We start from the raw sequence: 12,601 nt of genomic DNA on the forward strand, positions 1-12,601 counted from the left end.
TTCGTCCGACGCTGGTTAGAATAGAACCATCAATGTCCGCAGACAGAGGCCAGCCATCATGAAAACCTACGACAAACTCTATATCGACGGAAAATGGATTGCGCCCTGCGGCACTGGCACGATCGACGTGATCGACTCGGGCACCGAGGAAGTCATGGGGCGCATTCCCGAAGGCGTGGAAGCCGATGCCGAAAGCGCGATTGCCGCCGCGCGCGTGGCCTTCGACAGTTGGGCCGCGACGCCCGCCGCGCAGCGCGGTGAGCATCTGGCGCGCATCGCGGCGAATCTGAAATCGCGCACCGACGAACTGGCCACGCTGATCGCAGGCGAAGTAGGCATGCCGCTGAAGCTCTCGCGCGCCATTCAGGTCGGCAGTTCCGTGTACAACTGGAATGCCTATGCAAAGCTTGCCGGCGACTTCGAATTCGAGGCGCGCGTCGGCAATTCGCTCGTCGTGCGCGAGCCGGTCGGCGTGGTCGCGGCCATCACGCCGTGGAACTATCCGCTCAATCAGATCACGCTGAAGGTCGCGGCGGCGCTCGCGGCCGGTTGTACGGTCGTGCTCAAGCCTTCGGAAATCGCGCCGTTGAATGCGTTCGTGCTCGCCGAGGCGATTCACGAAGCCGGGCTGCCTGCCGGTGTGTTCAATCTCGTCAGCGGTTATGGGCCGGTCGTCGGCGAGATTCTCGCCAGCCATCCGTCGGTCGATATGGTCTCGTTTACCGGCTCGACGCGCGCCGGCAAGCGCGTGTCCGAACTCGCATCGGCGACGATCAAGCGCGTCGCGCTCGAACTCGGCGGCAAGTCGGCCTCGGTCATTCTCGACGACGCCGATTTTGCTGCCGCCGTGAAAGGCACCGTCAGCGCGTGCTTTTTGAACTCCGGGCAAACCTGTTCCGCGCACACGCGCATGCTGGTTCCGGAAGCTCGCTACGACGAAGCACGCGCGCTCGCGAAACAGGTGGCCGAGACCTACGCAGCCGGCGATCCGCGCGACGAAAAGACACGCCTCGGTCCATTGGCATCCGCGGCACAGCAGGCGCGCGTGCAGCAATACATCGCAAAGGGAATCGAGGAGGGCGCCGAACTCGTGACCGGTGGCGCGGGGCTGCCAGACGGCGTGTCGAAGGGCTTCTTCGTGAAACCGACGGTATTCGGCCGCGTACATCCGAAAGCGACCATCGCGCAAGAGGAAATCTTCGGCCCGGTCTTGTCCATTCTGACCTACAAGGACGAAGACGAAGCGATTCGGATTGCCAACGATTCGCCGTATGGCTTGGGCGGCGCGGTATGGGCCGGCAGTGACGAGCACGCGCAAAGCGTCGCCCGCCGCATCCGCACGGGCCAGGTCGACATCAACGGCGGCGCATGGAATATGGCCGCGCCGTTCGGCGGTTTCAAGCAATCGGGCTTTGGACGCGAAAACGGTGTCTACGGGCTGGACGAATATCTCGAACTCAAGTCGATGCAGTTCAATCTTTGATCCGGATGATCGGCATCAAGCAATCGCACACGCGGCGACGTCATTCGCACGCGGTTTGATCTGACGCAGCCCCGGCCGCGCTCGACGGACGATGATTCACGGTTCGATAATCGTCCGTCGGGTCAGCCATGCTCAACTCTCACTCCTTTTCACCGCTAGTCATCCGCGGCCGCTCGCTACTGCCTATCGTGCAAGGCGGGATGGGCGTCGGTATCTCGGCGCACCGGCTCGCCGGCAGCGTCGCGCGCGAGGGCGCGCTCGGCACGATTGCCAGCATCGACCTGCGCCACCACCATCCGGATCTCGTCGACCATTGCAGCCAGGCACCGGATCGCGCCACGCTCGAACAGGCGAATCTCACCGCGCTCTCGCGCGAAATCCGTGCGGCGAAGGCGCTGAGCGAAGGACGCGGCATGATCGCCGTCAACGTGATGAAAGCGGTCAGCGCGCAGGCCGATTACGTCCGCGTAGCCTGCGAAAGCGGCGCCGACGCAATCGTGATGGGCGCGGGCCTGCCGCTCGACTTGCCGGACATGACGCAAGGCCACGATATCGCGCTGATTCCGATTCTGTCGGACAGCCGCGGGGTCGCGCTGGTGTTAAAGAAGTGGATGAAAAAAGGCCGCTTGCCCGACGCTGTCGTGATCGAGCATCCGGCGCACGCGGGCGGGCATCTGGGCGTCACGAGCATCGCCGATATGAACGATCAGCGCTTTGACTTCATGCGGATTCTGCAAGAACTCGACGCGGTGTTCGCCTCGCTCGGGCTCGATCGCAACCAGGTGCCGTTGATCTTCGCGGGTGGCATCAATAGTCATGAGGCCGTGCGCACGCTGTTAAACGCGGGTGCTAACGGCGTTCAGCTCGGTACGCCATTCGCCGTCACCGAGGAAGGCGACGCGCATCCGAATTTCAAGCGTGTGCTGGCAGAGGCGGCGCCGGAAGACATCGTCGAATTTGTCAGCGTGACGGGCTTGCCCGCGCGTGCGGTCAAAACGCCGTGGCTCGTGCGCTATCTGCGGCATGAAAGCAGGATTCGCGAGAAGGTCGGCGCGCTCAAACACGCGTGCCCGACCGCGCTCGAGTGTCTGAGCGTATGTGGCTTGCGCGACGGCGTCGAAAAGTTCGGCCATTTCTGCATCGACACGCGTCTCGCCGCGGCTTTGCGTGGCGACGTCGCAAATGGGCTCTTTTTTCGCGGCAAGGAAGCGCTGCCGTTCGGCTCGGCGATTCGCAGCGTGCACGATCTGATCGAACTGCTGCTGACCGGTGCGACGCGACCGGCTGTCGCAGGGCGCTGGGCTTTCTCCCTCGGTTGATGCGAGTCAAGTTGTCGCGCGGCTGAAGCTTCGACAATCCCCGCATCACCAACAATCGGGGAAGCAAATGAAACTCTCGCTCAGCAACAAGATCAGGACCGCCGCCATCGCATCGGGTCTGCTATGCGCGGCTGCGCTGGCTCCGCAGGCGCATGCCGCCGGCGACGACACAATGAGCGGCATTCACGCCGGCGACGTGCTGGTGCGTTTGCGCGCGATCAGCATCGTGCCGAACGTCGAAACAACGGGCACGTTGTCGGCGCTGAGCGTCGGCGTCAATAACGCGACGGTGCCGGAACTGGATCTGACTTACATGATCCGCGACTATCTCGGCGTCGAACTGATTCTCGGCACGTCGCGTCATCAGCTCACGTCGAGCATCGGCGGTCTTGGCGGCGTGAACGTATTGCCGCCGACCTTGCTGCTGCAATATCACTTCAACCATGCAGGGCGCGTGCGTCCGTATGTCGGTGCGGGTCTGAACTACACGTTGTTCTACAACAATGGTCTGCACGCCGGCGATCAACCGGTGTCGATCAACAATCACAGCTTCGGTCCGGCGTTGCAGGCGGGCGTCGATGTTCAGGTGACCAAGTCGCTGTTTGTCAACGCGGACATCAAGAAAATCTGGATGCACACGGATGCGTCGCTGGGTGGCCAGTCGCTCGGCCGCGTCAGCATCGATCCGGTCGTGGCGGGGCTGGGTGTCGGTATGCGCTTCTGAGCGCATTGCTCTGGGGCAGTGAGGGCAACCTTAAAGCCCTCTTCGAACTCACGAGCCGCTTCGGCGGGACGTCCTGACTGACTGTCCCGCGAATGTCTCAAAGCTTGTCGTTCTGAAACCGCATGGCCGTGCCTTCCTGCTCGATGCGCACCCACACGGCCCTCTTTTCTTCGTCGCTCAGAAAAACCCAATTGGACACTTCGCTGGCGGTGCGGCCGCAACCCTTGCAGATTTCGTCGAACAGTGTCGAACAGACGCCAATGCAGGGACTGTCGGGAAGAGCGTGGAGATTCGAAGCCATCGGAAACCTTGCAGCAGGGAAGCGGAGTTCCGCTATGTTAACCGATACGCGGCGTGAGCCGCGCCGACTCCAGCAGCGCATCGAATAGCGCAGCCGACGGTGCACGGGGCAGTGCACCGGGCAGTGCATCGGACCCCGCGCCGCTGCATGGCCCACAGTGTCACCGCGCAATGCTGTAGCCGATTCGCGCCATCCAGTGCTGACGGTTGTTGTAGTCGAGCAGATCCTCGCCGTAGCCGTTGAAATATCCGATCCACAAGTAGCCGCCCCATGCGCTGCCGAGCAGCTTCGCGAGCGGATAGGTGAATTGCGTATCGACGCTGCCATACCAATGCTTGGTGCCTTTGCGCAGCGTGGTCGCGAGTTGCCAGCCGTCCGGGCTGCCGTATTTGACGAGCAGATCGACGTAGCCGCGATAGTCCGCAATATCAGGATTGCTCTGCTTGCCGAGGTAGTAATAGATTTTCGGCGACACCGTCAGGTGGTTGGCCGTCAGATCGCCGAATTCCCAAGTCGGACGGACGAACGGCATGTTGATGCTGCGCGAATCGGTTCCTCCTTTGCCGTTCGATTCGTGTGCGACGCCGGCGGCGAATCCCATCCGCGTAAAGAATGGATTGCGCCAGCCCGTGTCCGGCACGTAGTAGAACAGTTGCGGCGAGTAGGTCGTGTCGCGGAACGGCCGCGACTCGGCGGACAGATCCCATATCGAAGTCTGCGTGTATGCGAAGTAAAGATTGTCGATGAACGCCTTCGAGCGCAGGTCGTCCGGAATGCGCAGGCGGTACTTGAAGCTCAGTTGCAGCCGCGCGTTCGTGTCGCCGTTGTGGCCGGCCGCGAAATACATCGGCTCGTAGTAGGAGACGTGTGCGAATACGCCACGTCCGGTCGTCGACAGCGAGTCTCCGGGCGGCGAAATGGCGTCCCCGGTGGGGCCGTCGAGCGCCGCCGCCGTTGCCGCCGCCTGCGCGGGCGTGCTGGCCTGGCTCTCACTGCGTTCGGCCTGCACGATCGCATCCTGCTGCGGGCCGCGATTGAGCACCACGAGCGCAGGCGAAGCATCGAAGCCTATTGGATCGATACGCACCTCGCCGCGCGCCGATTCCGGCCACGGCGCCGAAAAGCGCACCTTGCGGAACTGTCCCGGCCGCAGGCGCAGCGTGTCGGGCACGCCTGCTTCGCGGGTCAGTTCGAGCGGCTGCGGAGATTGCTCGCCGCCCGTCAGGGTCACGTGCAAGGTTTGGGGCACGGTGACGCTCAGGGCGCGGGCGTCGTCGGCGGAATAGAGCAGCGTGAGCTGCAGCGGTTCCTGGGCCGCCGCAATGCGCGCGGGTTGCAGCATCGCGACGGTGGCGGCCGCCTCGCCCGGCAAGGCGCTCGATAAGGCCAGAACGGCGAACGCCAAAGTAAATCTGTTGAGGCGCGGATAGCCATGAGCGTGGCGAATCGTCATGAAGATGCGGCGAGCGAAGCGGTCGAATGAGGCAACAAGGTGCATGGGTCGTCGTCCAGGAGCGAGGCGGCAAGCGAAACGGCGCGGCGCGGGTCGAGTGAGGCCATGCGCGGCACATGCTTTCGCCGCTGCCTCGGTGCGAGAAACTCGGAGGTGGCAAAACAATGGCCGCCGCAAGACAGCAGGCAGCCACCGGAATTCACGGCAACAGGGGGCGGCTCGACGCCACGGCGATCGGCCGCCGCCCAAGGTGAAATACTAAAAGATTATTTACAAATTCACTGCAACCGTAGGCGAATTCCGAGCAAGGTGCAAAGCCCCGATGCGTCAGTCGCCGAATGCGACCTGCCACAGCAGTGCGCCGTTGAGCATGATGATGAAGGTCGCCGACAGCCAGGCGAGCACCAGCGGCACGCCATGCACGCGCCAACCGCGCATCAGCCGTGCATCGGATGCGTAGCGGATCAGCGGCACGACGGCAAGCGGCAATTGCAGGCTGAGCACCACCTGGCTTGCCACAAGCAACTTATTGGAGCCTTCCTGGCCGAACATCGTCACGGCCACCAGTGCGGGACCGATTGCAAGTGCCCGCGTCAGCAGCGCGCGCTTCCAGCGCGGCAGCCGCAGTTGCAGGAAGCCCTCCATCACCGCCTGGCCCGCCAGTGTGCCGGTGACGGTCGCGCTCAGGCCGCAGGCAAGCAGTGCCGCTGCGAACAGAATGCCGGCCCAGCGCGTGCCGAGCAGTGGGGCGATCAGACGGTGCGCATCCGCGAGATCCGTGACGTCGCGATGGCCGCTCGCATTGAACACGGCGGCCGCGACGATCAGAAGCGCCGCATTGATCACGAAAGCAAAGAGGAGGGAGCCGATGGTGTCGATATTGACGACATGCAACGCGGCCTTGATCTGCGCGTCGCTGCTGTCGGGCGCATGGTGCTTGACGAGCGACGAGTGCAGATAGAGGTTGTGCGGCATTACCGTCGCGCCGACGATGCCTGCCGCGAGCCACAGCATCCCGGCGTTGCGCACCAGTTCGATGCTCGGCGCCGTGCCCGCCAGTGCCGCATGCCAGTCGGGGCGCGCTAGCGCCAGTTCGATCACGAAGCACAGGCCCACGAAACCGATCAGCGACGCGATCACCGCCTCCAGCTTGCGGCCGCCTTTCTGCTGAAGCGCGAGCAGCGCGAATGTGCAGACGGCCGACATCAGCACCCCGACGGTCAGCGATACGCCAAGTAGCAATTGCAACGCGACGGCGCTGCCCACCACCTCGGCGACGTCGCAGGCGATGATCGCGACCTCGCTGGTAAGCCACAGAAAGATCGTGCGGCGCCGTCCAGAACGTTCGCGGCACACCTGCGCGAGATCGCGCCCGGTTACGACGCCGAGCCGCGACGACAGCCACTGCAGCAGCATCGCCATCAGGCTGGAGAGCACCACCATGCCGAGCAGCTGATACCCGTAGCCGGCCCCCGCGCCGAGCGCCGTGGCCCAGTTGCCGGGATCGATATAGCCGACCGCGATGAGCGCGCCCGCGCCGACGAACGAAAACCAGTGCGCGGGTCCGCCTTCCGGCAGGCGCCGGCGGCGGTTGGGGCGCAGCGCGAACGGATTGGTGTTCATGAATGCCTGAGGTCAAAGACTGCCTGGTTTCGCAAGGCCTGTGCCCGCCGCTCTCATCTGCGCGCCACCAGGCGTGGGCGGGCCGCGAAGACCATGTCCGTCGCGTCGCGTTGCCGACGCGCGCAGGCGGCCCTGCGCGCGTGACGGAGCGTGCGGCCGCTATTGCTCGTCAGCTATTGTGCTCCGTCGCACGGCATCGCGTTGCCTTGCGATGATGCCGGCGCCACGCTTGCATCGCGGCGTCCAGGCGGTCCGCAACGGGCTCCACTGACCGGCCGGCAGCGCTGTCCTGGCGGCAAGCTCGCAACGCGGCACGACGCGGGGTTTTTTTCGGGTAGACACGCGCCGATAACCCGCTAAAATTGCGCCCATTTTCCGGCGGCGCGGCTTACGCTGTACCGTTTGCGCGACAATGCGGCGTTTTTTTTGGACCGCGCAATAATTGATGGTAGTTTTCGGGTTTTTCAGGGGAGCCGCAAGCGCTGCATCGGCGCTATATCGCGGCATGCGTGAGGACGGCCGGCTCGGACCGGTCACGATCGGAGAACGGGATGAAAAGACGGGTAGTGGGGCAAGTGGCTGCGCTGGTCTTGTGCGCGGCGCCGTGGCTGACGGCGGCAGCGAAAGATACGCAGCTCAACGTGTATAACTGGTCCGATTACATCGCCAAGGACACCATTCCGAACTTCACCAAGCAGACCGGCGTCCAGGTCAAATACGACAACTACGACAGCGACGATACGCTGCAAGCCAAGCTCCTGACCGGCAATTCGGGCTACGACATCGTCGTGCCGACCAGCAATTACGCCGGCAAGCAGATCGCAGCGGGTATCTTCTCGCCGCTCGACAAATCGAAGCTGCCGAACCTGAAGTACCTCGATCCGTCGCTGATGGCGCTGGTCGCTGGCGCCGATCCGGGCAACAAGTTCACGGTGCCCTGGGCATACGGTACGACTGGCCTTGGCTACAACGTCACGAAGGCGCAGCAGATCCTCGGCAAGAACGTGCCGCTCGATAGTTGGGACGTGCTGTTCAAACCGGAAAACATCTCGAAGCTGAAGGCCTGCGGCGTGTCCGTGCTCGACGCACCGGACCAGATGTTCGCCGCCGCGCTGCATTACATCGGCAAGGATCCGATGAGCACGAATCCGGCCGACTACCGCGCCGCGCTCGCGATGCTCAAGAAGATCCGTCCGTACATCACGCAGTTCAACTCGTCGGGCTATATCAACGACCTGGTAGGCGGCGACGTGTGCTTTGCATACGGCTGGTCGGGCGACGTCGTGATCGCGAAGCATCGCGCGATCGAGGCGAAGAAGGCGTACAAGATCGAGTACTACATTCCGAAGGGCGGCGCGCCTGTGTGGTTCGACGTGATGGCGATTCCGAAAGACGCGAAGAACAAGGAAGCCGCTCTCGAGTGGATCAACTACATCGAAACGCCGCAAGTCCACGCCGCGATTACCAACGCTGTCTACTATCCGAGCGCGAATCTCGAAGCGCGCAAGTACGTGGACAAGGACGTCGCCAACGATCCGGCTGTGTATCCGCCGCCTGAAGTCATCAAGACGTTGTTCCTGTTGAAGCCGCTGCCGCCGGAAATCCAGCGGCTGCAGACGCGGCTCTGGACTGAATTCAAGTCCGGCCGCTGACCTTCGGCCAGAGTGAATGGGTAAGCATCATCAAGAAGCCCTCGGTGTCCACCGGGGGCTTTGTTCGTCAACGCCGGAGTGAAGCATTGTGATGAGTAGTGAGCAGTCGGGCGCGCTGGACCGGGCGGCCGTGCCGTCCGCTGGCGGCAACGCCGCGATGAACGACGCGGCCGACAATTTCGTGCAGGTCGTCGACGTCGTAAAAAAGTTCGGCGAGACCGTGGCGGTGAAAGAGGTCAATCTGTCGGTGAAGAAGGGCGAGTTGTTCGCGCTGCTCGGCAGTTCCGGCTGTGGCAAGTCGACGTTGCTGCGCATGCTCGCCGGGCTCGAAAGCGTGACTTCGGGAAAGATTCTGATCGACGGCGAAGACCTCGCGCAACTGCCGCCGTATCGGCGGCCGGTCAATATGATGTTTCAGTCGTATGCGCTCTTTCCGCACATGACGGTCGAGTCGAACGTCGCGTTCGGGCTGAAGCAGGAGGGGGTGCCGAAGGCCGAATTGCGCGATCGCGTGCAAACAGCACTCGAACTCGTGCAGATGGGCCGCTTCGCAAAGCGCAAGCCGCACCAGTTGTCAGGCGGGCAGCAGCAGCGTGTCGCGTTGGCGCGCTCTCTTGTGAAGCGCCCCAAGCTGTTGCTGCTCGACGAGCCGATGTCCGCGCTCGACAAGCAGATCCGTCAGCGCACGCAGATCGAGCTCGTGAACATTCTCGACAAGGTCGGCGTGACCTGCATCATGGTTACGCACGATCAGGAAGAAGCAATGACGATGGCGGGCCGCCTCGCGGTGATGAGCGAAGGCGAGATCGTGCAGCTCGGCACCCCGCACGAGGTCTACGAATATCCGAATAGCCGCTTCTCGGCCGAGTTCATCGGCTCGACGAATCTGTTCGAAGGCCATACGGTCGAAGACGAGCCCGATCACGTGTTTATCGAAACGCCCGATCTCACTTGCCGCCTTTATGTGAACCACGGCATTACCGGGCCGCTCGGCATGCCAGTGACGATTTCGGTGCGGCCCGAGCGCATCGCCCTAACGCGTAAGCCGCCTGAGGGCGCGTACAACTGGGGCAAGGGCGTCGTCACGAATATTGCGTACATGGGCGGGTATTCGCTGTATCACGTGAAGCTCGACGGCGGCAAAGCGGTGATCGCCAACGTGACGAGCCTCGCGCTCACGGAGATCGATCCGCCGACCTGGGGCGACGAGGTCTATGTGCGCTGGAGCGCATCGGCCGGTGTGGTGCTGACGTCATGAAGCGCCAGTTCAACGCGTTCGTCGCGTGGCCGGTGCGACGCTTCGGGCTCACTGGCCGCACCGCGGTGGTGGCCGGCCCGTTCGTCTGGCTGCTGCTGTTTTTTCTCGTGCCGTTTCTGCTCGTCGTCAAGATCAGTTTTGCCGATTTGCAACTCGGCATTCCGCCGTACACGGAACTGACGAGTTTTGTGGATGGCGCGATCAACATTAAACTCGACCTGTCGCATTACGCGTTTCTCGTCACGGACAGCCTTTATTTCGCGACGTACGTCAATTCGGTGGTGGTCGCCGCAATTTCGACGCTGCTGTGTCTGTTGATTGGTTATCCGATGGCGTATTACATCGCGCGTTCGAATCCGGCGCGTCGCAATCTGCTGATGATGGCCGTGATGCTGCCGTTCTGGACGTCGTTCCTGATTCGCGTCTACGCGTGGATCGGCATTCTTAAGAACAACGGATTGCTGAATAACTTTTTGATGTCGATCGGTCTGATCCATTCGCCGATCGAGCTGTATCACACGAATACGGCCGTCTATATCGGCATGGTGTATTCATATCTGCCGTTTCTCGTGATGCCTTTGTATGCGCATCTGGTGAAGATGGACATGACTTTGCTCGAAGCCGCATATGATCTTGGCGCAAGGCCGTGGAAAGCGTTCTGGCAGATTACGTTGCCGCTCTCGAAGAACGGCATTATCGCCGGTTGCCTCCTCGTGTTTATTCCCGCGGTGGGCGAGTACGTGATTCCTGAATTGCTGGGCGGCGCGAATACGCTGATGATCGGCCGCGTGATGTGGAATGAGTTCTTCGACAATGCGGACTGGCCGATGGCCTCGGCCGTGACGTGTGCGATGGTGCTGCTGCTGTTGGTGCCGATGGCGTTTTTCCAGTACGCGCAGGCGAAGGCGATGGAGGAACGACGCTAATGAAGCCGAACCGGATTTTGCAGTTCACTGCGTTGGGATTGGGCTTTCTGTTTCTGTATGTGCCCATTGTGAGTCTGATCGTTTATTCGTTCAACGAATCGCAACTGGTTACGGTATGGACGCGCTTTTCAACACGCTGGTATGAGGCGTTGCTGCACGACGATGAACTGATCGCCGCGGCGTGGCTGTCGTTGAGGGTGGCGGTGCTGACGGCGTTTGCGTCGGTGATTATCGGTACGTGGGCAGGCTTCGTGCTCGCGCGTATGGGACGTTTTCGCGGCTTCACGCTTTATACCGGCATGATCAACGCGCCGCTGGTGATTCCCGAAGTGATTCAGGGCATTTCGTTGCTGTTGCTGTTCATCGAAATGGCGAAGTGGCTCGGATGGCCGGCCGGGCGCGGCATTTTCACGATATGGGTCGGGCACGTGATGCTGTGCATTTCCTACGTGGCGATTATCGTGCAATCGCGTGTCAAGGAATTGCATCCTTCGCTCGAGGAAGCGGCGCTCGATCTTGGGGCTACGCCGCTGCGCGTGTTTTTCTCGATTACGTTGCCGTTGATTTCACAGGCGCTGGTGTCGGGGTGGTTGTTGTCGTTTACGTTGTCGATCGACGATCTGGTTTTGTCGGCGTTTTTGTCCGGGCCGGGGTCGACGACGTTGCCGCTGGTTGTTTTCTCACGGGTGAGGCTCGGGTTGAATCCGGAGATGAATGCGTTGGCGACTTTGTTTATTGCCGTGGTGACTGTTGGGGTTGTGGCGGTTAATTATTTTATGCAGCGGGCGGAGAGGAGGAGGGTGATGGTGTAGGTTTTGTTTTTTTGCCTTTCTTTTGTGGTTCTGTAGTGGTTCGTAGTGCTCCGTAATGGGTCGTAGTGGTCTATTAGTGTTGCCCCTGTGCGGGGCGGCACTTACTTTCTTTGCCGCCGCAAAGAAAGATAAGCAAAGAAAGCGGCTCAAACCGCTAGCTCGTAGGTGAGTCCCCCGGCTTGGAGGGGGCAGTGGTGCATCTGGAATCCGTGTTCCCGCACACTCCGCGTTCGTGACAAGGCAGTCATGCTTCCCGCCTCGCGCTACGCGCTCGTCGGAAGGGTCGGGCCTGGCCGACCACTTGCGCTGTCGTGCGGCGGGGGCATCCAAACCTCGCTAATCAAAGCGCGCCTCGCGAGGGCCAGTCCGCGTTGCTGCTGATTCTGAAGGAACTGATCGATCAGCTCGCGAAACGCCCAATGACCGCCGGAGCTATACAAACTGCTTCGGTCGCCCCGGCGCTTAGCGCTGCATAGATCGGCTGTTCGCAATTCCCATCCTGCAGCGCTCTTTCCGTGCCCACATATCGCAGCACGTTCCGCATCAGATGCACGATGCAAGTCTGCAGCCGGCTGCGGAAAAATGCGTTTTGCACGCTATCGCGACAATGCATTGAAGTACATTGCCCTTAAGCGTCCCGCCGACGCGAAGCCTATGGCCCCCGCCGAGCGACAGCGCAAGTGGTCGGCCAGGCCCGACCCTTCCGACGAGCGCCTAGCGCGAGGCGGGAAGCATGACTGCCTTGTCACGAGCGCGGAGTGCGCGAGGGCACGGATTCCAGATGTACCACTGCCCCCTCCAAGCCGGGGGACCCACCTACGAGCTAGCGGTTTGAGCCGCTTTCTTTGCTTATCTTTCTTTGCGGCGGCAAAGAAAGTAAGTGCCGCCCCGCACAGGGGCAACACTAATAGACCACTACGACCCATTAGGAACCACCCGAACCACAAGGAAAACCCGAACCACAAGGAAAACCCAAAAAACCTAGACCCTATACCCAACCCTAACCCCACCCCAATGCCGCCCCCGCACAAAAACCGGCGCGGACGCGTC

Annotated in this window: 10 protein-coding genes; 7 read left to right on the forward strand and 3 right to left on the reverse strand. The window is 61.8% G+C overall.

The features are described from left to right. Positions 1-58 precede the first annotated feature (58 nt). From F759_RS0129030 to F759_RS0129040, 3 genes are all read left to right on the forward strand, one after another. Complete coding sequence (locus tag F759_RS0129030; protein WP_027802944.1) at positions 59-1,483, forward strand: aldehyde dehydrogenase family protein; 1,425 nt, start codon at positions 59-61, stop codon at positions 1,481-1,483. 128 nt (positions 1,484-1,611) lie between these two features. Then, positions 1,612-2,802: an NAD(P)H-dependent flavin oxidoreductase gene (locus F759_RS0129035; protein ID WP_027802945.1), complete on the forward strand. Its 1,191-nt coding sequence runs from the start codon at positions 1,612-1,614 to the stop codon at positions 2,800-2,802. 67 nt (positions 2,803-2,869) lie between these two features. Then, positions 2,870-3,526: an OmpW/AlkL family protein gene (locus F759_RS0129040; protein WP_027802946.1), complete on the forward strand. Its 657-nt coding sequence runs from the start codon at positions 2,870-2,872 to the stop codon at positions 3,524-3,526. Positions 3,527-3,623: 97 nt separating this feature from the next. Here the strand turns inward: F759_RS0129040 and F759_RS0129045 are convergent, their stop codons facing one another. The 3 genes from F759_RS0129045 to F759_RS0129055 form a co-directional block, all read right to left on the reverse strand. Continuing rightward, positions 3,624-3,827 (reverse strand): DUF1289 domain-containing protein, encoded by a 204-nt coding sequence (locus F759_RS0129045; protein WP_027802947.1) that lies wholly within the window; start codon positions 3,825-3,827, stop codon positions 3,624-3,626. A 160-nt stretch (positions 3,828-3,987) separates the two neighbouring features. Next, positions 3,988-5,325 carry a phospholipase A gene (locus tag F759_RS0129050; protein WP_027802948.1) on the reverse strand — a complete coding sequence of 446 codons (1,338 nt, stop codon included), beginning with the start codon at positions 5,323-5,325 and terminating at the stop codon, positions 3,988-3,990. Between the two features lie 282 nt (positions 5,326-5,607). Then, positions 5,608-6,903, reverse strand: coding sequence for an Nramp family divalent metal transporter (locus F759_RS0129055; protein ID WP_027802949.1), 1,296 nt, complete (start codon positions 6,901-6,903; stop codon positions 5,608-5,610). 551 nt (positions 6,904-7,454) lie between these two features. Here F759_RS0129055 and F759_RS0129060 point away from each other — a divergent pair. The 4 genes from F759_RS0129060 (at position 7,455) to F759_RS0129075 (ending at position 11,551) form a co-directional block, all read left to right on the forward strand. Then, positions 7,455-8,555 carry a polyamine ABC transporter substrate-binding protein gene (locus F759_RS0129060; protein ID WP_027802950.1) on the forward strand — a complete coding sequence of 367 codons (1,101 nt, stop codon included), beginning with the start codon at positions 7,455-7,457 and terminating at the stop codon, positions 8,553-8,555. A 157-nt stretch (positions 8,556-8,712) separates the two neighbouring features. Further along, the gene (locus F759_RS0129065; RefSeq protein WP_152530734.1) at positions 8,713-9,813 is read left to right on the forward strand and encodes an ABC transporter ATP-binding protein; all 1,101 of its coding nucleotides are present in this window, start codon (positions 8,713-8,715) and stop codon (positions 9,811-9,813) included. Beyond that, entirely contained in the window at positions 9,810-10,739 is a 930-nt protein-coding gene (locus tag F759_RS0129070) for an ABC transporter permease subunit (protein ID WP_027802952.1), read from the forward strand. The genes F759_RS0129065 and F759_RS0129070 overlap by 4 nt, the downstream gene beginning before the upstream one ends. Next, a complete protein-coding gene (locus tag F759_RS0129075) occupies positions 10,739-11,551 on the forward strand; it encodes an ABC transporter permease subunit (protein WP_027802953.1) in 813 nt (270 codons plus the stop codon). The genes F759_RS0129070 and F759_RS0129075 overlap by 1 nt, the downstream gene beginning before the upstream one ends. Positions 11,552-12,601: the final 1,050 nt, after the last annotated feature.

The organism is Paraburkholderia dilworthii, from assembly GCF_000472525.1.
GTDB classification, from domain to species: domain Bacteria; phylum Pseudomonadota; class Gammaproteobacteria; order Burkholderiales; family Burkholderiaceae; genus Paraburkholderia; species Paraburkholderia dilworthii.